At 50.6% G+C, this 22,870-nt stretch carries 19 protein-coding genes and 1 riboswitch; of the genes, 11 read left to right on the forward strand and 8 right to left on the reverse strand.

The window, feature by feature from the left end; genetic code table 11:
• Window positions 1–306: 306 nt before the first annotated feature.
• Complete coding sequence (locus NDI45_RS21680; RefSeq protein ID WP_190790110.1) at window positions 307–1,440, reverse strand: precorrin-8X methylmutase; 1,134 nt, start codon at window positions 1,438–1,440, stop codon at window positions 307–309.
• Window positions 1,441–1,523: 83 nt separating this feature from the next.
• On the opposite strand from NDI45_RS21680, the gene NDI45_RS21685 reads away from it, so the two are divergent.
• Window positions 1,524–3,455 (forward strand): heavy metal translocating P-type ATPase, encoded by a 1,932-nt coding sequence (locus NDI45_RS21685; protein ID WP_348248709.1) that lies wholly within the window; start codon window positions 1,524–1,526, stop codon window positions 3,453–3,455.
• 4 nt (window positions 3,456–3,459) lie between these two features.
• Here the strand turns inward: NDI45_RS21685 and NDI45_RS21690 are convergent, their stop codons facing one another.
• Window positions 3,460–3,855 (reverse strand): DUF1636 domain-containing protein, encoded by a 396-nt coding sequence (locus tag NDI45_RS21690; RefSeq protein ID WP_348248658.1) that lies wholly within the window; start codon window positions 3,853–3,855, stop codon window positions 3,460–3,462.
• A 500-nt stretch (window positions 3,856–4,355) separates the two neighbouring features.
• Window positions 4,356–4,511: riboswitch (cobalamin riboswitch) on the reverse strand.
• Between the two features lie 282 nt (window positions 4,512–4,793).
• On the reverse strand, window positions 4,794–5,780 hold the full coding sequence (locus NDI45_RS21695; protein WP_348248711.1) for an aldo/keto reductase: 987 nt from the start codon (window positions 5,778–5,780) through the stop codon (window positions 4,794–4,796).
• 208 nt (window positions 5,781–5,988) lie between these two features.
• Between NDI45_RS21695 and NDI45_RS21700 the strand changes: the two genes are divergently transcribed.
• From NDI45_RS21700 to NDI45_RS21740, 9 genes are all read left to right on the forward strand, one after another.
• Window positions 5,989–7,437, forward strand: a complete 1,449-nt coding sequence (locus NDI45_RS21700) for a LuxR C-terminal-related transcriptional regulator (RefSeq protein WP_348248659.1) — start codon at window positions 5,989–5,991, stop codon at window positions 7,435–7,437.
• A gap of 238 nt (window positions 7,438–7,675) precedes the next feature.
• Window positions 7,676–8,953: an MSMEG_0569 family flavin-dependent oxidoreductase gene (locus tag NDI45_RS21705; RefSeq protein WP_348248660.1), complete on the forward strand. Its 1,278-nt coding sequence runs from the start codon at window positions 7,676–7,678 to the stop codon at window positions 8,951–8,953.
• Between the two features lie 225 nt (window positions 8,954–9,178).
• Window positions 9,179–9,661, forward strand: a complete 483-nt coding sequence (locus NDI45_RS21710; RefSeq protein WP_190790158.1) for an MSMEG_0572/Sll0783 family nitrogen starvation response protein — start codon at window positions 9,179–9,181, stop codon at window positions 9,659–9,661.
• Between the two features lie 69 nt (window positions 9,662–9,730).
• A complete protein-coding gene (locus NDI45_RS21715) occupies window positions 9,731–10,738 on the forward strand; it encodes a Nit6803 family nitrilase (protein ID WP_348248661.1) in 1,008 nt (335 codons plus the stop codon).
• Between the two features lie 31 nt (window positions 10,739–10,769).
• Window positions 10,770–11,882, forward strand: coding sequence for an MSMEG_0568 family radical SAM protein (locus tag NDI45_RS21720; RefSeq protein WP_348248662.1), 1,113 nt, complete (start codon window positions 10,770–10,772; stop codon window positions 11,880–11,882).
• A 65-nt stretch (window positions 11,883–11,947) separates the two neighbouring features.
• Window positions 11,948–12,493, forward strand: a complete 546-nt coding sequence (locus NDI45_RS21725; protein WP_348248663.1) for an MSMEG_0567/Sll0786 family nitrogen starvation N-acetyltransferase — start codon at window positions 11,948–11,950, stop codon at window positions 12,491–12,493.
• Window positions 12,493–13,464, forward strand: a complete 972-nt coding sequence (locus tag NDI45_RS21730; RefSeq protein ID WP_348248664.1) for a sll0787 family AIR synthase-like protein — start codon at window positions 12,493–12,495, stop codon at window positions 13,462–13,464. Before NDI45_RS21725 ends, NDI45_RS21730 begins: the two co-directional genes overlap by 1 nt.
• Before the next feature lie 23 nt (window positions 13,465–13,487).
• Window positions 13,488–14,681: an MSMEG_0565 family glycosyltransferase gene (locus tag NDI45_RS21735; protein WP_348248665.1), complete on the forward strand. Its 1,194-nt coding sequence runs from the start codon at window positions 13,488–13,490 to the stop codon at window positions 14,679–14,681.
• Between the two features lie 90 nt (window positions 14,682–14,771).
• Window positions 14,772–15,065: an MSMEG_0570 family nitrogen starvation response protein gene (locus NDI45_RS21740; RefSeq protein WP_348248666.1), complete on the forward strand. Its 294-nt coding sequence runs from the start codon at window positions 14,772–14,774 to the stop codon at window positions 15,063–15,065.
• A gap of 17 nt (window positions 15,066–15,082) precedes the next feature.
• On the opposite strand, the gene NDI45_RS21745 is transcribed toward NDI45_RS21740, so the two are convergent.
• The 4 genes from NDI45_RS21745 to NDI45_RS21760 form a co-directional block, all read right to left on the reverse strand.
• Entirely contained in the window at window positions 15,083–16,069 is a 987-nt protein-coding gene (locus NDI45_RS21745; protein WP_348248667.1) for a glycoside hydrolase family 43 protein, read from the reverse strand.
• Entirely contained in the window at window positions 16,070–16,876 is an 807-nt protein-coding gene (locus NDI45_RS21750) for a phytanoyl-CoA dioxygenase family protein (RefSeq protein ID WP_348248669.1), read from the reverse strand.
• 240 nt (window positions 16,877–17,116) lie between these two features.
• A complete protein-coding gene (locus NDI45_RS21755) occupies window positions 17,117–18,130 on the reverse strand; it encodes a diguanylate cyclase (RefSeq protein ID WP_190790936.1) in 1,014 nt (337 codons plus the stop codon).
• Window positions 18,123–21,494: a PAS domain S-box protein gene (locus NDI45_RS21760; RefSeq protein ID WP_348248672.1), complete on the reverse strand. Its 3,372-nt coding sequence runs from the start codon at window positions 21,492–21,494 to the stop codon at window positions 18,123–18,125. The genes NDI45_RS21755 and NDI45_RS21760 overlap by 8 nt, the downstream gene beginning before the upstream one ends.
• Window positions 21,495–21,846: 352 nt before the next feature.
• On the opposite strand from NDI45_RS21760, the gene NDI45_RS21765 reads away from it, so the two are divergent.
• Window positions 21,847–21,999 carry a hypothetical protein gene (locus tag NDI45_RS21765; protein WP_348248674.1) on the forward strand — a complete coding sequence of 51 codons (153 nt, stop codon included), beginning with the start codon at window positions 21,847–21,849 and terminating at the stop codon, window positions 21,997–21,999.
• A gap of 109 nt (window positions 22,000–22,108) precedes the next feature.
• On the opposite strand, the gene NDI45_RS21770 is transcribed toward NDI45_RS21765, so the two are convergent.
• Window positions 22,109–22,777, reverse strand: a complete 669-nt coding sequence (locus tag NDI45_RS21770) for an SH3 domain-containing protein (protein WP_348248676.1) — start codon at window positions 22,775–22,777, stop codon at window positions 22,109–22,111.
• Between the last annotated feature and the right edge of the window lie 93 nt (window positions 22,778–22,870).

Consider the following 22,870-nt stretch of genomic DNA (forward strand, 5'->3'; position numbering starts at 1 on the left):
CTATCTCCGATTGAACTCTGTTGGTCGAAACTCAAGCAGTTTCTTCGCTCAAAAGCGGCTCGCACCGATCAAGCCCTCGACCAAGCGATGACGGAAGCAGTTCAGTTCATTACTGAAGATGACGCCATTGGTTGGTTCAATCACTGTGGTCTATTCACATGAAATTTGCTGTATTCGGTAAGTATCCTGTGCGGAGCGAACAGGCAAGGCATCTATTTCGCCAGAGATCTTTCGCCAGAGAATTGAGAAAGCTGCACTTTGTTTAGCTTCGCGATCAGATGCATCCCCTCGTTCGCTGCGTGCTTGTTAGCGCCCAGTGAGATAACAATGACAGTCTGGCTTCGCAATGAGGGATTCTGCGAGTGAATTGAGTGCTATAGCGGCAAGCAGTCCTCCACCGGTGGAACCTTCGATCGTAATAAACGGAACTCCCGACTGCATTAATTGCTGTTTAGCAATGGGTGCATGGCTAAAGCCAATCGGCATCCCAATCACCAAAGCGGGTTGAATAGTTCCCTGGGCAATTGCTTCACACAGTGCTAGCAAAACTGAGGGCGCATAGCCCACCACGAAAATGCACCCGTTTGGACAACTGCTTAAGCGTTCTCTCCAAGTCTGCTGCCAAAACAACTGTTCTGCATCTGTTGCGCTGGTAATATGTGGGTCATCGATTAGCGTCGCTGTTTTGCAGCCTAAATGCCGCAGACGAGGCTGATCTAGGGCTGTCATTACCATCGGCACATCGGCAATAACGAGACAACCTGCCTTTAACGCCTCTCGGCTGGCAGCGATCGCTCCACAGTTACGCTCTGCGGTAGTTGCTCCTTTCCCCAATCGCACAAATGAAGCTAAGCTAACATCCCCACAAGCCAGCACCAGTCGGGCAATCAAATCCACTTCAATCTCGGAACGATCGCCTAGGTCAGGTAAGAGCCGTTGCAGAGATTCCCCAAACGCTTCGGGATGGGTATGAACCTCAGCATCTATTTGATTCCACAGTTCCTCAAAGCAATGCAGATGAGTTTGTGTCTGTGCCTCTAGCGGTTTCAAGTGCGCCAGCACTTCTGCCTGGGCCGCTTGACAGGAGCGATCGCGTCCGAGTAAATGCTCCAATGCAGATGCAGTTTGCCGGAGCCGGGTGATTTGCTCGATCACGGTCTGATATTGTCGCTGAAGCTGAGACAGCAATGTTTCCGGTGCATCGTGACTTGGGTCTGCTGCCAGCAATTTTAGGATATGGGCAAGCTGAAACCCCTGCTGTTTGAGGGCAACAATCTGCTTGAGTCGCTGCACATCTGAGTCAGTATAAAGGCGGTAGTTTCCAGGCGAGCGGGCAGGTTGAGGCAGCAGCCCGAGCTGATGATAGTGCCGCACCATGCGGGGTGTGATTCCGCCCCCAACTGCATCAGTCAGTTCTTTAATCGTCAATACCTGCGCCATCTTGTCTGAGTTAAAGTCTTTATTCTTGACATTAACATCAGTGTCAGGGTTTAGCCTGAGAGCAGGTGTTTCTGACTCTGCCCATGCTTTATCCGACTCGTCTTCCTCGGCTTGCCACAGATCATCCTGATGCGATCGCGGCCTTGCTGTGTGGTGTTCTGGTGTTTCTGGGCTGGACTGCATTGCATTTGAACTGGCTGGGACTGGCACTACTGCTGCTGCCAATTGCCTATGTGGTTGGAGGCTGGGAAAGTGCCCGTGAAGGCTTGACTACATTGTTTCAGGAAAGGGAGTTAGATGTTGACCTGCTGATGATCGTGGCAGCCCTGGGAGCCGCTTTTCTGGGACTATGGCGGCACGAATACCATCTAATTGTTGATGGAGCTATGCTGATCCTGATTTTTGCCACTAGCGGTGCACTGGAGAGTTATGCAATGCGGCATACAGAACGCAGTATCCGCAGCCTGATGAGCCTCACGCCAGACACTGCACGCATGGTCGTCAATGGACAAGAGCGCATGATGCCGATTGCAGAACTAAGAGTAGGCGATCGCATCCGAGTCAAGCCAGGAGAACTAATTCCAACAGATGCAGTCATTTTGGAGGGAGAGACCGCTCTGAATGAAGCCGCTATCACGGGAGAATCGCTGCCGATCGAGAAAACCGCTGGGAATGAGGTATTTGCCGGAACCCTGAATGGCTACGGAGCATTGCTGCTCAACGTGCATCAACCGCCAGAAAGCAGCCTGCTGCAAAAAATCATCCGCGTGGTGGAACAGGCACAGACCGAGAAGCCGCCTTCCCAGCAGTTTATCGAACGGTTTGAGCGAGGCTATGCCCGTGTGGTTGTTCTGATGGGTGTGCTGCTGGCGATTTTACCGCCTTTCTTGTGGGGCTGGAGCTGGGAAACGACGATTTACCGGGCATTGATTTTTCTGGTGGTTGCCTCTCCCTGTGCCTTGGTAGCTGCAATCATGCCGACGCTGCTTTCAGGCATTGCAAACGGAGCCAGACAGGGAATTCTGTTTAAGAGCGGGGCTCAGTTGGAATTAATGGGAAGAGTGAGGGCGATTGCCTTTGACAAAACCGGAACGCTCACCACCGGACAGCCCCAAGTGTGCAAAGTGATTCCGGCATTGGGATACCAGGAAGCAGAGGTGCTGGAACTTGCCGCCGCGCTAGAAACTTATTCAGAACATCCGATCGGGCAGGCAATTTGTCAACGGGCAGCGCGGATAACTTCTACCGGAAGTTCATCCCAAAATCTATCGCTGACCTTCGTACAAGCACAGCCGGGACAGGGGATCACCGGGTTAAAAGGTAATATTTCGGTTCGCGTCGGCAAAGCGGCTTTTGTGCGATCCAAGATTCAGCAAATTCCCGCAGATCTGCTAGCAGCCAGTCACCAGCTCGAACAAGATGGAAAAACAGTCGTTTGGGTCGCTCAGGAAGCGGAGGTGCTGGGACTGATTGCGATCGCCGACACGGTTCGGCCAGAGGCAGCCAGGGCAATTGCTCAGCTCAAACGAATGGGAATCGAAGCGATCGTGATGTTGACTGGAGATAATCAACAAACCGCAGATAGTGTGGCACAGATGGTTGGAATCGATCGGGTATATGCCGAACTGCTGCCAGAAGAGAAGCTTCAAATTATTCAGCAACTCCAGCAAAAGTATGAAACGGTGGTCATGGTGGGTGACGGAATTAATGATGCGCCTGCACTCGCTCAGGCAACAGTCGGAATTGCAATGGGAACCGCAGGCAGTGATGTCGCATTAGAAACCGCAGACATTGTTTTGATGACCGATCGCCTGGAAAAAATTGCAGCCGCGATTCGACTGGGAAAGCGTTCCCAATTCGTAGTAAAACAAAATATCATCTTTGCGCTGGCATTCATTTTGCTGCTCATTACCGCCAATTTTGTCGGCGATATTACACTGCCATTGGGCGTGATTGGACACGAAGGATCAACTGTTCTCGTGACCCTGAGTGGTCTACGGCTTCTTAGAAGTTAGGCTTCTAAGAGGTTACGATCGCTTGCGGTAAAACGGGCAGCGGCGGCAAAACTGCATGAATACCTTGCTTCACAGCAGCCGGACGTTCTCGATAGGGAACCTTACCGCTTGCGCTATCTGAATACTGTTGGCTAAATTGCAGCAGTTCAGCAACAGATTCGAGCGCAGACAGTTCACTCAAAATAAAAGTGAGCTTATTGGGAGCAGCCAGTGCCACAACACAGGAACGGCTGCAAGCCCCCATACAGCGTACAGGTTGAAGGCAAATTGCCTCGTTCCAGTCACAATTTGCCAGTTCTTCTTTTAAGCGATCGAACAGGATTTGACCTGGACTTAATTGGTTTGTTTCTAATTGAGAAGAACGGCAGAGAACACAGACAAATAAAGTGTTTTGCATCATGATTAAGAATAATTTTCAGGTCAATTTTTCAAGTTAGTCGTCGTTCGATGTTCTAGATCTGCATTGTTTCCAGAGCTGTATTTTTCCGGCTTGTTACCCAACGGTTTGTTCCCAAAACATCTCCTTACAGTGAGCACTTATTGCAAGAGCAGGACGATCGCAGCCTGTTGCCGCATTGGTTGCCGTATTGTATAAACACTCATGCAGAATTCTTGAGCATCAGGATAGGACTGAAGGAAATAAAACAGATCGTTTGTATCGAAACTCTACAGTCAACAGAATCAGGCTCAGCATCGGTTCATAGCGAATCAACATCGTGACACTTTGATAAGTATCCGGTAAGCATCTGTTGAGCCGCTGCTCAAAATATCCTCAGAATGTCTGCTGTTAGCCTGTGGGCGATTACTTTAAGCAATGGGACATTCTCGCCCAAAGGAGAATTCTTGAAACACAAACTCTTGAAACATAAACGTTTGAAACACAATCTGTACCTCGCAGATAGGGTCATGAAGTCGATCGGCGGGCATCCTGACTCAGAGACACTTAATTGCATCACCGTCTCATCACAGTTGCGGGACAGCGTTGGATTTTAACCAAACTTTCCCCCTTACGTTCGATGGCTGCTCCCCATCAAAACCGATATCAACTTAAACCTTAGCACGGTTGGGGTAGAGAGGCAGTTCGAGGCACAATTTCAATCGATAAAATCTGAATTTTCTGATGGATTTGCACAAGTTTCTTATCATCAGAAGAATTCTGAGCACTCATTTCTCAAAATCCAGAAATTGCCTTCAACCCTCGCTGGAGGATTCGCGCCATTCTCCAGGAGGGATACTTCTCTACTGCTGATTTGCTGCAATCCTTAGGCATCCAACAAGCCTGGCTCGATCGCTATCCGCACGAACTCAGCAATTGGTCTAGATGATTAATCTATCAACTTAAGGATTTTCCCGCAGAAAGCCATCAATTTGACGGAGTTCTTCCTCGGTCAGGCGAAATTGAGCCGCGCCAATAATGCCCTCAACCTGCTTTCCGCTCCGTCCTCCCACGATCGCAGCAGTGACAGCGGGGTGGCGAAGCGTCCAGGCGATGGCAACTTCTCCGGGCGATCGTCCGTGGGACTGTCCGACTTGCCGCAGAAGTTCAACCAGTTTCAGGTTACGAGACAGGCGCGGTTCCTGAAATTCAGAGCTACTCTTGCGCCAGTCGTCGTCTGCCAGGTTAGCGATGCGCTCTGAGGTCATGGCTCCGGTCAGCAAGCCAGACTGCATCGGCGAATAAACGATTACGCCAATATTATTTTGCTGGCAGAACGGTAAAATTTCCTGCTCTACACCAGGTTTTACCAGCGAGTAGGGCGGCTGAAGCGAGGTAATGGGAGCGATCGCCTGAGCGCGGTGCATCTGTTCCACACTAAAGTTTGAAACGCCAATGTAGCGGACTTTTCCCTCTTCTTTAAACTTTGCCAGTGTACTCCAGCCTTCCTCGATGTCTGAGTCTGGATTGGGCCAGTGAATCTGATAGAGATCGATCGTTTCTACCTGGAGGCGGCGCAGGCTAGCTTCCAATTCGCGGCGAAGGGAATCAGCTTTTAAGCTGCGGCTAATTTCACGCGCTTCGTTCCAGATCATCGAACATTTGGTGAACACATAGGGACGCTCCGACCGGGCACCGATGCCCGCAGCCCTGCGGGATCGCTCTTTCAGCACCTTCCCCACAATTTCCTCAGAATGTCCCAGGCCGTAAATCGCGGCAGTATCAATCCAGTTCATGCCCAGATCGAGTGCCCGATGAATTGCAGCGATCGAGTCCTGGTCTTCCTGATGACCCCAGCCAAATTGCCAATCTCCACCACCGATCGCCCAAGCTCCATAGCCAATCGGGGTAATATGAAGGTCAGAGTCACCGAGCGGTCGGGTGGGCATGGTGGTATGTGGTTGAGTTTGCATCGTTGCTCCCTGGCGATCTAGTGCAGCTTTCATCGTAGGCATGGGTGAGCGGCTGAATCACCTCTCTAAAGACGGGCGAATTGTTTTCGGCCAGAAGCAGGCATTCTGTGATCGCGGATACAGAGGTAGACGGGAAACTGCGCCTCAATGGGAGATGATGGGTTCACTACTTGCTTTTCACACTATGGCAAGCCTATCAGGCGGTCTGCTGGACTCCACACGAGTTCTGTTGGACTTGCAGCAAGCCAACGAAATTGCTCAGTCCTTTTCTGGATGCCTGGAGCCAGAGCCGATCGCCTGTTGTGTGGCTCAGGGATTAGTCGATCGGTTTCGCTGTGCCTTTGCACGAATCTGGCTGCTGGAACCCGATCAAACCATGCTGCGACTGGTGGCATCAGCAGGAATGTACACGCGCACCGATGGCTTTTTTGGGCGAGTTCCAATGGGAGCCTACAAAGTTGGCAAGATCGCGCAAAACCGAGTGTCCTTCCTGAGCAACAATTTACCTGCGGAGCCGTGGGTCGGTAATCGGGAATGGGCGGTTGCTAATCAAATTCGCGGCTTTGCTGGATATCCGCTCGCGATCGGCAATCGAGTGATCGGGGTGCTGGCAATGTTCAGTCATCACCCACTCGAACCTGAGTTTCTGGAAGTGCTGCAAACCCTCTGCACGATCGTGACGATCGCCTTAGATACTGCAATTCAGTACCAGAAAGAGAAGCAACGCTGGCAGTTAGCAGCTCAGCCGATGCGTCCGCTTGCCCTGTCTGATCAGCTAGCCGAAATCCTCAAAAACTCCCGATTGACGCTGCTGGGAACCGAGCAGCCCCTATCCACTTCCAGAAGTTATCTAGTGTTAAAAACGGCTGAGGTTTTGAGCCATCTGCGCTGTACCTATGCTCGTTTGATCTACAGTGACACCACTGTTGCCCTGGAAGCGATTACCCCTTCAGGGAACTGCGAAGCAACCGTTCCTATTCCTGTTCCTATTCCTACTGTGCCCGCCGACCCTGACACCGATCCTGAGATTTCGATTTCGATCGCCCTTGCCGAAATTCATCCTCTCGTTACCGGATTGGGCGGCATTCTGCAAACCCAGCCTACCTCTGATCAGCGTGCCACCCAAATTACGTTAAATATTCCTTATGCTCAGGCGCGCTCGGAGCTGAAACTGCAAGTGCTGTGTACATCGCCTGTGCTGCAACTGGCATTCACCCATCTGGCAACCACCGCAGGTTTAACACTGTGCGATGATCAGGACGCGCCACTCCTCACCGATGAGATTCAGGCAGTTTCCCCCACTCGAAAAGTAATTTGGGTCAGCGGATCGCGATCGCATCCCCCCGACATCCGGGCAAGGGTTGATTTTTCTCTTCAGCCAGAGCAGTTTCGGCAGGCGGTTGAAGCCGTTATGCAGGGACAGACTTGGGGGATTCCAGCAGTTGCCTTGTCCGATCGAGAACTGGAAATCCTGCGGCTCCTGACTCAGGGGCACCGCGATCGAGATATTGCCGATCAGCTCGTCATCAGCGAAAGCACCGTCAAATTTCATCTCAACAACGTTCTTACCAAGCTCAAAGCCAAGACTCGTTATCAGGCAGTTTATAAAGCGATCGAGCAGGGATGGATTTAGTTTGTCGAACTGCACCTGCCAATATCAATAGACTTGGGAATTTCGTATCTGAGAATACAAAGACTTCATAGATAAAAAATCTAGGCTGACAGTAAGTTTATCTACAGCAACTTCTTCAAGGACTTAAATGGGATGCAGAGGTTTCCCGGTGTGGAACTTCGCCCTCCCATCCCTTTGTTTATCAATAGACTGTAAACGCTGTATTCATTTCCCCATCACCCATTCCACCTCAGCAGCTATGAGCAATCACTACTCAGCTATTATTGTCGGCGGCGGACAGGCGGGTCTGTCGATGAGCTATTGCCTGAAAGAACGCGGCATTGACCACATCGTTTTTGAGAAAAACCAGATTGGCTACGCATGGCGCGAAAAGCGATGGGACAGTTTTTGCCTGGTCACTCCGAACTGGCAGTGCCAGCTTCCCGGTTTTCCCTATCCCGGCAATGACCCGCAGGGCTTCATGCAAAAAGAAGAAATTGTGTGCTACATCGAACGCTATGCCGCCTCATTTGAACCACCTCTCAAAGAAGGCGTAGAAGTGCTAAAACTTTGCAGAAATGAAGCGCAACAGTTTGAAGTCACAACTTCGATCGGAGACTTTACGGCAGATCAGGTCGTTGTAGCGATCGGCGGCTACCATGTACCTCGCATTCCGCGTCTTGCCGAATGTCTGCCTGCGCTGCATCAGATCCATTCTTCTGAGTACAGAAATTCCGAATCTTTGCCGGATGGAGCGGTGCTGGTGGTGGGCACTGGACAATCGGGCTGTCAAATTGCAGAGGATCTGCATCTTGCAGGGAGACAGGTGCATTTGTGCGTGGGCGGTGCGCCTCGATCGCCTCGTCGATATCGCGGCAAAGATGTAGTAGATTGGCTTGATCAAATGGGTTATTACGATTTGCCGATCGATCAGCATCCGCAAAAAGAGAAAGTGCGGGCAAAAGCCAATCATTATGTGACAGGCAGAGACGGCGGACGCGAGATTGACCTGCGCCAGTTTGCGCGAGAAGGCATGAAACTGCACGGTAAATTGAAAGCAGCTGAAGGAACCCAGCTCCAGTTTCAAAACGACCTGAAACACAATCTGGATCAGGCAGATGCCGTCGCCGAAAGCATCAAAAAAACAATTGATACGTTTATCGAAAAGAATCAAATCGATGCGCCGATCGAGCCTCCCTATCATCCGGTTTGGGAACCCATCGAGAATTCATTGGCGATCGACTACGAGCAAGAAAATATCCGCACGATAATCTGGTGTACAGGATATCAGTCGGACTTTAGCTGGATCGAAGTGCCTGTGTTTGATGGAAAGGGCTATCCGGGACACGATCGCGGCGTGACTGGCATTTGGGGACTGTATTTTCTGGGGCTGCCCTGGCTTTATACCTGGGGCTCTGGGCGATTTTCAGGAATTGCGCGAGATGCGACGTATTTAGCGGACTATATGGTGGCTCGTAAACGAGTGGTCGTGGCGCAGGATTGGAGCGTGGTGAATGAGTTTTTGTTGGGTTCGTAGAGGGGAGACAGAGTTCGTTTTAATCGCACAATCTCAATGACCTATCGATTTAAACAGGTTCTAACCCCCGATCGCAGCATTCTTTCCCCACCCTCGATCGCGCACCTGACCCTATCGCCAAATCTTGACGCTCCGTAGTTAAAGATACAAAATATTGTGTGAACAACCTCGTAATCTGACAACACGTCGATCCAATCAACAAACCAATCCACAAAGGAAAATGGTATGCCTGAAGTAACAGCCCCCGCCCATCAAGTTGGTGATTTCTTTGTCGATTATGAAGAGAAAGTATTTCCTGATGTCAAAGCAGAACCGGGTGAGAAAGCACTGGTAACATTTCACACCGTTGCCTTTGAAGGATCGATCGGGTTCGTGAATCTGCTGCAAGCAACTCGTCTGCTGCGAAAAGGCTTTGAAACATCGGTGCTGCTTTATGGCCCGGGCGTGACCCTCGGTGTGCAGCGCGGCTTCCCGAAGTTGGGCGATTCTGCTTTCCCCGGACACCAAAATTTCAACGATCAGCTCAGCAAGTTCATGGCAGAAGGGGGTAAAGTCTATGCCTGCCGTTTTGCGCTGCAAGCCCTGTACGGACACGGCGAACCCTCACTGATTCCCGGCATTCGCCCGATTAATCCGCTTGATGTATTAGACATCATTTTGATGCACCGCAAAGACAACGCTTTTATCCTCGATACCTGGACGGTTTAATCTCCAGTTCGGATTCAGGACAAACTGGGCTAAATTTCCCCACCGTTTGCATCCGCAATTTGTGATTCTATGGATTACTCACGCACGGTTCGCGCCGCAGCAGTCCAGATCAGTCCGGTGCTGTTTAACCGGGATGGTACAACTGAGAAAGTGTTGCAGTCGATCGCCCAGGCTGCAAAAGAAGGAGCACAGATTGTCGTTTTCCCAGAAACGTTCATTCCCTACTATCCCTACTTCTCGTTTGTGCAGCCCCCGGTTCTAATGGGCAAGGAACACATGCGGCTCTACGAAGAAGCTGTAACCGTTCCCGGACCTGTCACCGATGCCGTAAGCCGTGCGGCGCGTTCCTATGGCATGGTTGTGGTACTGGGTGTGAATGAGCGCGATCATGGCTCCCTCTATAACACACAGCTCATTTTCGATGCAGATGGAACCCTGCTGCTTAAGCGACGCAAGATCACGCCGACTTATCACGAACGCATGGTTTGGGGGCAGGGAGATGGATCAGGGCTGAAGGCGATCGATTCTGCGGTAGGGCGGATTGGCGCGCTTGCCTGCTGGGAGCATTACAATCCCCTGGCTCGCTTCGCGCTGATGGCACAGCATGAGCAGATTCACTGCGCCCAGTTTCCCGGTTCCCTGGTAGGGCAGATTTTTACTGATCAGATTGAGGTTACGATTCGCCATCATGCGCTGGAGTCAGGCTGTTTTGTGATTAATTCAACAGGTTGGCTCTCGCCGGAACAGGTCGGACAAATTACCACTGATGAAAAGCTTCAGCGGGTGCTAAGCGGCGGCTGTAATACTGCCATTATTGGTCCCGAAGGCAATCATCTCTGTCCGCCCATTACCGAAGGCGAGGGCATGATCGTTGCCGATCTCGACTTCTCGCTGATCACCAAACGCAAGCGCATGATGGATTCGGTCGGTCACTATGCCCGTCCTGATTTTCTGCAATTGCAGATGAATCCTGAGGCAAGGACAATGTTAAACGCAGTATCTCCTGATTCATCTTCTCAATCGGTTTTCCCGTCTTCTTTGGCATCATCCGAAACGCCTTTAGCAATCGACACCTGATTTGCCCGATCATTCACTCATCATTCTCACTATGAATAAGCAAACGCTGATTACTGAACTTCAGTCCTATGGTCTGAAGCTAGTCGATTCGGATGTGGGTGCATCGGGTCGTCAGGGTGGGGCAGGCCCGTCGGATCATAAAGCCGTGACGGTGGATGGCACAACGGTAATGGTTCCAATCTTCAACAGTCCGGCAGCACAGTCACCCTACAGCGTGAGAGTGGATGGCACAATTGCCCTGACGGAAAACGGCAAAGTAGCCGAAATGCTGTTAGAACACCAGGGAGAACCGATCGCTCCGATTCAATTTCCGCAACAGCCCCAGTTCTATGGTCTGACCACGGCAGAGGGCATTCCCTACTGGAAGATTGCGCTGCTTCATAGTCGAGATGTGCTAGCAACTACCGTGCTACAAACCTGTATGCGCTACAGCGATGCTGCAACGTCCTGTCAATTTTGTGCGATCGGGCAATCGCTCGAAGCAGGCAGAACGATCGCTCGCAAAACGCCAGCGCAGCTTGCAGAGGTCGCAGAAGCAGCCGTGCGGCTAGACGGTATCAAGCAAATGGTAATGACCACTGGAACGCCCAATACGCCCGATCGCGGCGCAGCCTACCTGACTGAATGCGCCAGAGCCATCAAAGCCAGGGTAAACTTACCGATCCAGGCCCAGTGCGAGCCGCCCGACGATTTTGCCTGGTTCGATCGCCTCAAAAATGCAGGCGTTGAAAATTTAGGAATGCACCTGGAAGCCGCTGATCCAGAGATTCGATCGCGAATTATGCCGGGAAAAGCATCTGTGCCTTTAGCCCATTATTTTGATGCGTTTGGGACAGCGGTTCAGGTATTTGGCTGGGGACAGGTTAGCACTTATTTACTAGCAGGTTTGGGAGATAGCTTAGAGACACTTTTGGAGATGTGCGATCGATTGATTCAGATCGGCGTTTATCCCTTTGTTGTGCCTTTTGTACCAATTACGGGAACGCCTCTGGCAAATCATCCGGCTCCTCAAAGTGAATTTATGCAGACGCTTTACGAGCGAGTCGGCGCAATGCTGAAGCAATCCGGGCTGCGCTCGGCAGAAATGAAGGCGGGGTGTGCGAAGTGTGGGGCTTGTTCTGCGCTTTCGACGTATGAGGTTTAGACGTACCTTCTCTTAAAGAGTTTGAAGTTTTCCCGAAATCACGCATCACTTCAGGTTCAGCAAATATGAATCGATATCAGTTCAAGCTTGCAACAACGCCTGATGAAATTGCAGCCTATTTTGCCCTGCGCCATTCGATTTTTGTAGACGAACAGCGGCTTTTTCAGGACAGCGACCTGGATGAAATCGATCAGACTGCCTATCCGATCGTGGCTGTGCATTTGCAGGAAAGCTTGGAAAATGAACGGAATCCGATCGTCGGGGTGGTGCGAATCTATGAAACCCAACCTGGCTTCTGGTACGGCGGACGACTGGGAACACACTGCAACTATCGCAAAGGCTGGCAGATCGGCAAAGGATTAATTCACAAGGCAGTCACAACAGCCAACACCTGGGGTTGCGAGCGATTTCTGGCGACGGTTCAGCTTCAAAACGTGCGGTTTTTCCAGCGGCTTCACTGGGAATCCTTGGAAGAAATTACAATTTGCGATCGTCCCCATCACCTGATGCAGGCGGATTTGAATTATTATCCTCCTACGGTTGCTTCGCAGTTTTCCTCGGCAATCGAACCCCGGCCCGTCCTCCCCTTTCAAGCCAGAGAAGCGTCCTGATGCTGTCTACCCTCGTTACCAAGCTACAAGAATCGATCGGCGTTTTGCACAAGCAAGATATTCAGACTGCCGCCCACTTTCTGCGTCAAACCCCTAACTGGCTTGATGCAGAGGTGCTGCTGGGCGATGACTGCGCCGCGATTCCTGATGGGGAAGCTTATTTGCTGCTGGCAAGCGAGGGAATGATGCCATTTTTTGTCGAGCAGGACCCCTGGTTTGCGGGCTGGTCTGCGGTGATGGTCAACGTGAGCGATATCTATGCGATGGGGGGTCGGCCGATCGCCTTGGTCGATGCGCTCTGGAGCCAGTCGGTTGAACAATCGCAGCAAATCTGGGCAGGAATGCAGGCAGCCGCTCAAGCATATGACGTGCCGATCGTGGGCGGACACACCAACTGCCACAGTCCTTATAATGCGCTTTCTGTCTCGATTTTAGGACGGGCAGAACGTCTGATGACAAGCTTTGATGCTCAGCCCGGTCAGCAGCTTTTAATGGCAGTCAATTTCGACGGGCAGATGCACCCTGAATTTGCCTTCTGGAATGCCGCGACCAAGGCTGATCCAGTGCGCTTGCAGGAAGATCTGGCTCTGTTGCCCGATCTGGCAGAGAAAAGGCTTTGCCGTGCTGGAAAGGACATTAGTATGGGCGGCGTGATTGGCACAACCCTCATGCTGCTCGAAACTTCCGCTTGTGGGGCAGTTCTGAACCTGGACGCAATTCCCTGCCCAGTAGGTGTCTCGCTCGATCAATGGCTAACGGCGTTTCCCAGCTACGGCTTTCTGTTGAGCATTGATTCTGATCATGTCGCAACGGTTCAGGCAATGTTTCGCGATCGTCAGCTCATCTGTGAACCGATTGGCGAAGTGAACTGCACGTCCGAGCTGGTGCTTCGATTGCAGCAAGATTCCATCTGTTTCTGGAATTTGCAGAAGCAGCCGCTCACAGGTTTCACCCCTGCTGTTCCTGCTTAATCCACGTTCCTGCCTGATCCACAATGCGAATTGCCCTGTTCACCTATTCCACCAAGCCCAGAGGCAGCGTGATTCACACGCTCGAACTGGCAGAAGCACTGCATCAGCAAGGGCATCAGCTTTGCGTATATGCGCTGGATAAAGACGGGCGGGGTTTTGATTACTTTGTAGGAGGAACTGCGTCGCCTCGATCGCTGGCTTGCCGCTATCAGCCTGTTCCAGCAGGAACCGCCCCGCCGGAGATCGATCGCCTGATACAGCAGCGGATTCAGGAGTTTGTTGATTTCCTGGAGCATCATCTTCAGTCTGAGAATTACGACATTTTTCATGCTCAGGATTGCATTAGCGCAAATGCCTTAGCAGCGTTACGCCAATGTGGGTTTGTGCATTCGTTTGTGCGTACTGTTCACCATATCGAAGATTACAACAGTCCTTATCTTCAGCATTGCCAGGAACGATCGATTCGTGAACCGGATTTGTGTCTTTGCGTGAGCGATTACTGGCAGCAGCAGCTTCTCCAGCAGTATGGAATTCACGCGCCCAGAGTGATCAACGGCGTAAACTGCGATCGATTCACCCCGGTATCCTCGGCTCAGGATCTTCAGCTTAAGCAACAGCTTCAAATCACCGGACATCCGGTATTCCTGACAGTCGGCGGCATTGAACCACGCAAGAATACGCTGCAACTCGTTAAAGCCTTTGCCCGGGTTCAGAAATCGCTTCCCAAAGCACAGCTTGTGATTGCAGGCGGCGCAACGTTATTTGATTACCAGTCCTACCGAGACGAGTTTTTCGCACTGGTTCACGAACTGGAGCTTGAACTCGATCGATCGATTCTACTGCCGGGTGTGATTGCAGACGAGCATCTTCCCTGCCTTTATCGCTGTGCTGATGCGTTTGTCTTTCCGTCTGTTAAAGAAGGTTGGGGACTTGTCGTTCTCGAAGCTTTAGCAAGCGGCTTACCAACGATCGTTTCCGATCATGCCCCCTTCACTGAATTTCTCAATTCTCAGCAAACTCTTTTCGTCACTCCTGAGCATCCAGCCTCGATCGCTCAAGCAATGCTTAAAAGTATTCAGCCCGATGTTTCTCAAGCACTGAGGCAAAATAGCCGATCGGTGGTTGAGACCTATTCCTGGAAAACATCTGCGATGATGCACTTAGATCATTATCAAGCGTTACTGAGTTCAATCACGCGTTCTGCTAGTTTTAATTGACTGAAGATGTTTGAGCAGCAACAGAGATTCTACACTGCCCCCTAAATTCCCCAATGCTGCGGAACGTTGAAACCTGATAAGGAAACTCCCATGCCTGAAATTCGCTTTGAAGTCCAATGGCCCGATGGCACTCATGAAGTTTGCTACTCGCCTTCGCTGATCGTCAAAGACTACTTTATTCCTGCCCAATCTTACCGCCTGGAGGAGTTTGTCGAACGATCGCGCACCGCTCTAAAAATTGCCAGCGATCGGGTACAGGCAAAATATGGAATGCCCTGTAGTCTAGCACTGCGACAACTTCAGCAGATCGAGCAGCAGGCGGCTCATTATCAGCAGACCGAACAGCCAGATCTCCAGGTGCGGGTGATTCGGTTTCTGGAGTAAGAAGGAGGGCAATCGGTTTAAAGGCTTTGGGGAGTCCAGGTCGGACCCTGACAGCGCGGACCGTCCGGCGTCCAGTGCAGCAGATCAATACACATCCGACGCGCTTCCATCTTCGTATCCCAGGCATGGTAGACAATGTAGTCTGCCTGACCGTCTGGGCTGACGGCGATCGAGTTATGACCTGGACCCAGCACTGACCCCGGAACCGATCGCAGCACTCGCGGTCCTGCTGCATTGCCCACATCCGAGTAGGGCCCCATCACCTGCTCGGCAACGCCATAATCGACTCCGTAGCTGTCTGTTTCCCACCGTCCGCCGCTGTAAAAGCAGTAGTATTGACCGCCGTATTTACGAACGCACGGGCCTTCCAGCGTGTGCCAATCATAAATGCCGCCATACATCGGGCGATCGGCTAAAAATCGCTGCCAGTCCTGACGGGCACGCAGCACCACCTTTGCTTCCCCGGCCAGTTGAGTCATGCTGATCAGGCGATCGACAACCAGAGCGGTTCCCGCCCGAACACCATCTTCTGTATCCAGAAAATCTTGAGCGTAGAACAAATACCATTGCCCATCATCGTCCTGAAACGGGCTGGGATCGATCGCAAATGCACAGGCTTCTGGATCAACTAGCGGCTGACCTGCATCCTGATATGGACCCAGCGGGTTAGAACTGGTCGCTACGCGCAACTGATGGCGTTTGTCCTCATGCCCCACTGAGTAATACAGGTAAAACGTGCCATCGCAGTATGCAACTTCCGGGGCCCAGAAATTATCCCCCAGTGCTGGGTCTGGACGCTGCAACGCATTTCCGGCAAACTCCCAGCGAATCAAGTCATGCGATCGCAGCAGGGGAAAAACGCGTCGTTGATGACGGTCCTCCACCTGCCCTGCCGCTTCTGCCGGACCCGTGCCGATTGCGTAGTAGACCCCCTGATGCTGCCAAACAAACGGATCAGCAAAATAATCAGGATAAACGGGATTTGTGTAAGTTTGCGCTGCCATTTAATACTCGAATTTCACATAAGTCTCGGTTGCCTGAGCGGGCAGCTTTTCGACCGTTTGACAGCGGAGCAACTGCCGAAGCTCAGGTGAAAGACTATTGTAGTAATCCGTTTGCAGCGTTAAATCTACCTTGTGGGTGTGAAGCCAGTGCATCACATAGCCCATGACAATCAGCGGACGCGGCTGCGGCGTGATGTTGGGTGTGCCCCGGTGCAGAGCCAAGGGCGATCGAATCATCACATCACCGGGCTGCATATAAAATTGCTCCATTGGAATTTCGCCCGCCCGCACCTTGACCAGTCCCTCTTCCCGCGACATCCGGTGCGTACCCCGCGCCATCTCAAACGGACCATTTTCTGCCGTCACTTCCACCAGGGGAAAATTGACTGCCAGGGCATAAAGGGGCGTGACGATTTGATCAGTAAACAGCGGATTAAAATCGCGGTGAATGTCCTGATACTCTGCTCCTTGAAAGGGAATGTCTGCCGCAAGCTGAACCAGCCTGTATTCCTGAAAAAACACGCGGTTGAGTACACCCAAAATCGTCGGATTGGCGAATACCTTAGGGTCAGCAAAGGGAGCCACCCAAGGCAATGTCGTGTACCAGCGCGATTTTCCTCGGGGAGCTAACCCGTCCACTCGCTGCTGCCGCTCTTGAAATAGCGCATCAAACGCCGCTGCCCAGGTTTCAATCAAGCTTCGATCGAACAATCCGCGAATAACGCAAACTCCGTCTCGATTCAGGTCTTCTGCCAGTCGATCGAGATCGATCGCGCTCAAGCTTACAGGATTAATACTTTGAACCATCTTAATTGCCCGCCTTACTCTGGAAGAGATATTAGAAGAAATAAAGGAATCGGAAGCGTTTTTGAGGAGAATGGTTGGGCTAACTTCAGCTCTCTAACTTTAGCCTTCTAACAGAGCAAAATGTAGCCCTCTCTACAATTCCTATTCTGCCCAACGGTAGAGGCAGGCCGCCGCAATATTACCAAATTTTTCAAAAAACTCAATTTCTCTGATTAAAAAAACTGAGCCGACAAAAAAGGTTCAGATAACGGATAGTGACCAGGTATTGCGCCTTTGTTTTGCCTGATACAGTGCAGCATCCGCTTCTGCAATGAGCTTTTGGGTTGATAAATTGCGCGACGGAGTCGAGCATACAACCCCGGCACTCAGCGTTACATAGTGAGCGATCGCCGAAGCCGCATGAGGAATCTGTAAACGTTGCAGGCTATCTTGAATAGCATTCACAACTTTGACCGCTCCCTCTTCACTCGTATTAGGCAAGATCACGGCAAACTCTTCGCCGCCGTAGCGAGCAGCGATATCCGCAGGACGCTTAATACAATCAGAAATTACCTTTGCGACCTGCTGTAGACAGGCATCCCCTGCGAGATGCCCATAGCGATCGTTATAAAGTTTGAAATGATCAATATCGCAAAGAACCAGTGCCAGAGGCTGCTGTTCGCGTCTGAGCCGTTTCCACTCTTGGTCAAGCATTTCATCAAAGCAGCGGCGATTGGCAATCTGGGTGAGACTGTCGATGTTGGCAATGCGTTTCAGTTCCAGGTTGACCTGCTGGAGGGCAGCTTCAGTTTGTCGCAGTTGATGATTTTGCTCAACGAGCAACTGCCGTTGCCGCAGGATCGTAATTTGATGCTGAACTCGCGCTAATACTTCTTCGGCTTGAAACGGTTTAGTCACATAGTCGGCCCCACCTACGGCAAAGGCACGAACTTTATCCTCTGTATCGTTTGAAGCGCTCAAGAAAATGACTGGAATGCTGTCGGTTGCGGAATTGGCTTTGAGTCGTTCACACACTTCGTAGCCGTTCATTTCCGACATACGGATATCTAAAAGCACTAAATCAGGAGGAGCAACCCCGATCGTTTCCAGTGCCATTTCGCCACTCGTAGCTTTCCTGACAGAATATCCTGATTCACTCAGTAACAGGGCAAGAGAACGCACATTATCAAGATGGTCATCCACAATCAGGAGCGTGGCAGGGTGAGTCCTGACTTGAGTCGTATTGCTTTCTTCCGATGTGCGTACTCTAAGCATGGTCATTTGAAGTTTCTGGCGAAGTTAAAACAACAATTTGTTTAAAGCTGTAGTTTTGCGCCAGCTGACGCAATCCCTGAATTAGAAATTCCTGTTCCGCCGGAATTTGTTGAATGAGCTGCTCTATTGCACTGTCGTCGCAGAGGCGGGCTGCTTGACGAAGGACTGTAATCCATATAGGTGGCATCGCTAGCAGGTCAGACGCCTGCAAATTGATAGAAGGATTGAGCAATTCCTCACCCGATGCGGCTACTTCACTGTTTGCATAAACATATTTCACTCCCAAATATTCTGCCATTTTGCGAAATAGCGCCTCTTCCTGAAATGGCTTTGTCAAATAATCATTACAACCCGCAGCTAAAGCTAAGGTGCGATCGCCTCTGGATGCCTGAGCCGTCAGCGCAATAATCACTGGAACTTCACCGCCTGGGGTAGCGCGGATTTGCTGAGTTGCTTCGTAGCCGTTGAGTAGCGGCATTCGGACGTCCATATAGATTAAGTGGGGATGCCATTGCTGCCACTGAGCCACAGCTTCTTGTCCATTAGAAGCTTCTCGAACTTCTAACCCAATCTGAGTAAGTATCCTGACTAGCAATATTCGGTTTTCTGGTTGGTCATCAACCACAAGGATACGGTACACAGGTTGATTGGGAGCTAATCGGCTCACGCGACCTGTGAAAGCCGCTACTGGCACATCAGCCGATCGCGCTACAGTAACAGGAAGCGAAAAGACAAACGTGCTGCCCTGTCCCACAGTGCTTTGCACGGTGATCTCTCCGCCCATAATTTGTACAAACTTGCGGCTGATGGTCAATCCTAATCCTGTTCCATCGGGCGAAGTCCTTCCGGCTTGCGTCTGCACAAAAGCACTGAAAATTTGCTCTAGATCATCATCAGCAATGCCAATGCCTGTATCAACGACTTCAAACTGAAGCACAATTACCTCGTTGGGGAACTGCGAAGCAATCGACAGATGGGAGTCATTTCTGCGCTCCTTAACGGTGACTCGTAAGGTCACATGACCCTGCGTTGTGAACTTGATCGCATTTCCCAAAAGATTGATCAGCACTTGCCGCAGCTTGTTTGCGTCGATCGTCCCATATCGAGGCAAGTTTGAAGCGAGTTCAAGGTACAGCCCCAATCCTTTCGTTTCTGCCCGCTGGCGAAGCATTTCCTTGAGGGATTGCAGTAAATCAATTAAGTCAACGCTGTCTTCGTTAAGCGTGATGTGTCCAGCTTCAATTTTTGACAAATCTAGAACATCATTAATCAAACTGAGTAAATGATCGCCGCTCCGCCGAATTAGCCCCAGGTTTTCGCGTTGTTCTGCGGTGAGACGCTCATCAAAAGACATCACCTGAGCAAAACCCAAAATCACATTGAGTGGAGTCCGCAGCTCGTGGCTCATGTTTGCCAGAAAGGCACTCTTGGCTTTGTTTGCGGCTTCTGCGGCTTCTTTTGCCTGTTGCAGAGCTTGCTCAGTGAGTTTACGGGCAGTGACATCTGTGGTAGCTCCCACAATTCCTATCACCCGTCCGTGTACATTTACCAAAGGATTAATGACCGTTTGATGCCAGCAAGCTTCACCCCTCGCATTCACGATCGACTGCGAAAGATAAGTGTAGGGTTGCCGAGTTTGCATCACCTGATGATTCACCGCCAGGATTTCTTTGAGCTGTTCTACTGAAAAATTGGGATTGAAGTCGGTTTCTCGTTTGCCCAGCATCGCTTCAACGGTGGTTCCGTGGATATCTGCGGATGCCTGATTCACAATTAAAATGCGTCCTCCCCGGTTTTTAACAAAGATGTTATTGGGAACGGCATCAATGACTTGTCGCAGGAAAGCTTGCTGTGCTTTTTGTTCCACTTCTGCCAGTTTGCGATCGCTAATATCCATGCTGGTTCCTAGTAGCCGTAGGCCTGAACCTCGGTTGTGCAGGGGCGTTAGGGTAGTCAAAAACCAGCGAGGACGATCCGCAAAGGGCAGTTCTTCTTCATAGGTAATGGTTGCGTTCTGCTGAATACATTTACGGTAGCGAGAGTAGATTTGGGCGGCTATTTTGCTGTCCCACAGTTCATCGATTCGTTTGCCTATCCATTGATGCGACGGGATACCCGTGGCTGTCTCGATCGATGGATTCATACTAATGAGCTGATATCCTCCATCCTCTAATTGCTCAACCACCCAGATCGCTTCAGCCGCAGAATTAATAATGTCCTGCAAAAATTGTTCGCTTTCTTTGAGCGCAACTTCAATTCGCTTTCGTTCACCAATATCGGTGTAGGTTCCCATCACTCGCAGCGGCTTTCCTGCCTGATCTCGGCTCATCACCATGCCGCGAGCGAGAATCCATTTATAGGAACCGTCTTTGCACAAAACGCGATATTCGCTGCTGTATTGCGGCACTTCACCCGAAAAATACTTCTCAAAGGCAGCATATACCTGTGCCTTATCATCGGGGTGCAATCGCCTGTTCCACTCACTCAAATCGTTGCCGATTTCGTTCTCAGCGAAACCCAGCATGATTTTCCATTGACGTGAAAAGAAGACTTTATCGGTTTGCGCGTTCCAATCCCAAAGTCCATCCCCATTGCCTTCGATCGCATATCTCCAGCGTTCTTCACTCTCTCGTAACTCTGCTTCGGATTGGAGGCGACTCGCTTCGAGGTGCTTGGCAGCGGTAATGTCGCGCAAAAATGCCGTAAAAACCTGTTCTCCTGCCACTTCTAACTGAGAGATTGAAGCCTCTGCTGGAAACTCACTGCCATCTTTGCGACGACCCAAAATATCGCTGCGTTCGCCTATGCATCGGGTCGTGCCATTTTGTTTCTCAAAGCTGCTAATGTGCTGATGGTGCGAAGCTACAAATCGATCGGGAAGCAGCAGATCCAGTGGTTGCCCTAACGCTTCGGCTGCTGTGTAGCCAAACAGCTTTTCGGCTGCTCGATTAAACAGCGTAATTCGCTGATTCGCATCGATCGAAATAATGGCATCGCTGGCAATCTCAAGAATGCCTGCAAATCGAGCCTGAGAAATCTGTAGCTCTACGTTTAACTGCTGAAGTTTAGCGGGGCTGGGCAAGGCAAGCACTTTCGGCATCAAGAAAACAAGTTCGATCGCAGTCAGTACCGAAACTAATGCCGCGATTGCCTTAACGCAACCAGAAAGCCAGTAAGCCGGATGCCACAGCGTCCATACTCCCAGAAAGTGAGTCGTGCCAGACAAGATAATAAACGCCCCAAACAGAAGGAATATCCGTTTGAAAGGCAAATCTTTTCGCTGCCGAACAAAGTGAAAAAGGGCGATCGAGATCAAGAAGTAAGCCAGGACAATCAGGACATCGGCAGCAATGTGCACTTCCATCAGTCCTGTTTTCCAGAAACAAGAATTTTTATGAGGAAGGAATAACCTAGAGTTAGAAATCGCTTTGACCGTATTTAGCATGAATGAGCAACCGCAGAATTGTGGGCTGGACAAAAACTGATAATTCAGCTCAGCGTTCTGCCCTGAATATTCCCAAACCTGATCCTCCTGCCATTCAGATTCCTGGAGCATCTCTATCTATTACAAGTTTTAAAATACAAGTCTTAAAAAATTACAAGTCTTAAAAATTGCAGGTATTGAGTGGGAAACACCAATATCCAGAGGCCGAATGATATGAATGCCGAATGCGATCGCCACGAGTGATTGATCATCGGTTATTGGTTAGGAGCCATTGGTCGTTAGTTGTGAGTTATTAGCGAAGTTTTTGCTATCCATGCTGAGCCGATCGATCGCTGTCAAAAACGGTAACAATCGCCGCGCAAAGTCAGCAAAAAGCAAAACGATCGCAGCCTGGTATAAAGAGTGCGATCGCAAAGCTAAATAGAGAATTTAACCGCAGAGAAATTACCGCAGCAAAAGTCTTGAGTGAGAGTCCTGAGCAAAAGTCATGCGTGAGAGATGAAAGCCCTGGGTCAAAGTTTTAGATTGCCCTATTACCCCTCAAACACAACAAAATGAGTGGGTTTGTAAGTCCGAATAAATTGAGACATGGTTTCTCGTTCTTCAATTGTAGGCGTTGCAAAACAGCCTGCGGTTCCCGTGTTAGCATCCTGCTTCAGTGCCGAAGGATCATAATGAATTCCTAAGCCCGATCGCTGAGTCTGAAAGGTCGGAGTCACTGCAGACCACACCCCACCAAACTCGCCGGGCGCAAACTCAACGCTTCCCGGTTTATCAAAGGTGTAAACACCAAAGGGCAACGGAGCTTGAGAGCCAGCCGTATCAGAGGGAGTTTGCTTATTGGCGCGACCAGAAACCGCACGCACCGTTTTGATAATTTGATTTTTGCCGTCAACTAGATGAGTCTGATAAATTCTTAAGCCGCCGCTCATGGTCGTTGATGTCCGCATGGCGATTACTTTTGCCTTGCCGTTTGCATTAGGAGCGGGAACCAGAAAATCAGACGCAACCCACTGCTTTGCCCCCAAGGAAACCCAGGTGCGTCCTGCGGCGGCGATCGCTTCTCCTGTGGTATAGGTCAGATAACCATTGGAAAGATAATCCACAATTTCACCGTTAGGAGTCGATCGAACGCGCAGCGTATCTCCCTGAGTACGAACGGTGGCAATGTAACCGATGCGGGTATTGATGCTAGAACTCATTGTTTTTATGCTGATTTTTGCAAGAGGGAATAAATTAGGTTTGTACTGACTAAAAAAATTAGCAGAACGTTCCGTAAACCTGAAAGGCAGACT

The organism is Leptolyngbya sp. GB1-A1 (assembly GCF_039962475.1).
Lineage (GTDB): Bacteria > Cyanobacteriota > Cyanobacteriia > Elainellales > Elainellaceae > Leptolyngbya_A.

What these genes read in the sequence shown, in the direction of transcription:
- NDI45_RS21680 (WP_190790110.1), bottom strand. Translation starts at nt 1,440, where the DNA reads ATGGCGCAGGTATTGACGATTAAAGAACTGACTGATGCAGTTGGGGGC.
- NDI45_RS21685 (WP_348248709.1), top strand. Translation starts at nt 1,524, where the DNA reads ATGCTTTATCCGACTCGTCTTCCTCGGCTTGCCACAGATCATCCTGAT.
- NDI45_RS21690 (WP_348248658.1), bottom strand. Translation starts at nt 3,855, where the DNA reads ATGATGCAAAACACTTTATTTGTCTGTGTTCTCTGCCGTTCTTCTCAA.
- NDI45_RS21695 (WP_348248711.1), bottom strand. Translation starts at nt 5,780, where the DNA reads ATGCCCACCCGACCGCTCGGTGACTCTGACCTTCATATTACCCCGATT.
- NDI45_RS21700 (WP_348248659.1), top strand. Translation starts at nt 5,989, where the DNA reads ATGGCAAGCCTATCAGGCGGTCTGCTGGACTCCACACGAGTTCTGTTG.
- NDI45_RS21705 (WP_348248660.1), top strand. Translation starts at nt 7,676, where the DNA reads ATGAGCAATCACTACTCAGCTATTATTGTCGGCGGCGGACAGGCGGGT.
- NDI45_RS21710 (WP_190790158.1), top strand. Translation starts at nt 9,179, where the DNA reads ATGCCTGAAGTAACAGCCCCCGCCCATCAAGTTGGTGATTTCTTTGTC.
- NDI45_RS21715 (WP_348248661.1), top strand. Translation starts at nt 9,731, where the DNA reads ATGGATTACTCACGCACGGTTCGCGCCGCAGCAGTCCAGATCAGTCCG.
- NDI45_RS21720 (WP_348248662.1), top strand. Translation starts at nt 10,770, where the DNA reads ATGAATAAGCAAACGCTGATTACTGAACTTCAGTCCTATGGTCTGAAG.
- NDI45_RS21725 (WP_348248663.1), top strand. Translation starts at nt 11,948, where the DNA reads ATGAATCGATATCAGTTCAAGCTTGCAACAACGCCTGATGAAATTGCA.
- NDI45_RS21730 (WP_348248664.1), top strand. Translation starts at nt 12,493, where the DNA reads ATGCTGTCTACCCTCGTTACCAAGCTACAAGAATCGATCGGCGTTTTG.
- NDI45_RS21735 (WP_348248665.1), top strand. Translation starts at nt 13,488, where the DNA reads ATGCGAATTGCCCTGTTCACCTATTCCACCAAGCCCAGAGGCAGCGTG.
- NDI45_RS21740 (WP_348248666.1), top strand. Translation starts at nt 14,772, where the DNA reads ATGCCTGAAATTCGCTTTGAAGTCCAATGGCCCGATGGCACTCATGAA.
- NDI45_RS21745 (WP_348248667.1), bottom strand. Translation starts at nt 16,069, where the DNA reads ATGGCAGCGCAAACTTACACAAATCCCGTTTATCCTGATTATTTTGCT.
- NDI45_RS21750 (WP_348248669.1), bottom strand. Translation starts at nt 16,876, where the DNA reads ATGGTTCAAAGTATTAATCCTGTAAGCTTGAGCGCGATCGATCTCGAT.
- NDI45_RS21755 (WP_190790936.1), bottom strand. Translation starts at nt 18,130, where the DNA reads ATGCTTAGAGTACGCACATCGGAAGAAAGCAATACGACTCAAGTCAGG.
- NDI45_RS21760 (WP_348248672.1), bottom strand. Translation starts at nt 21,494, where the DNA reads ATGGAAGTGCACATTGCTGCCGATGTCCTGATTGTCCTGGCTTACTTC.
- NDI45_RS21770 (WP_348248676.1), bottom strand. Translation starts at nt 22,777, where the DNA reads ATGAGTTCTAGCATCAATACCCGCATCGGTTACATTGCCACCGTTCGT.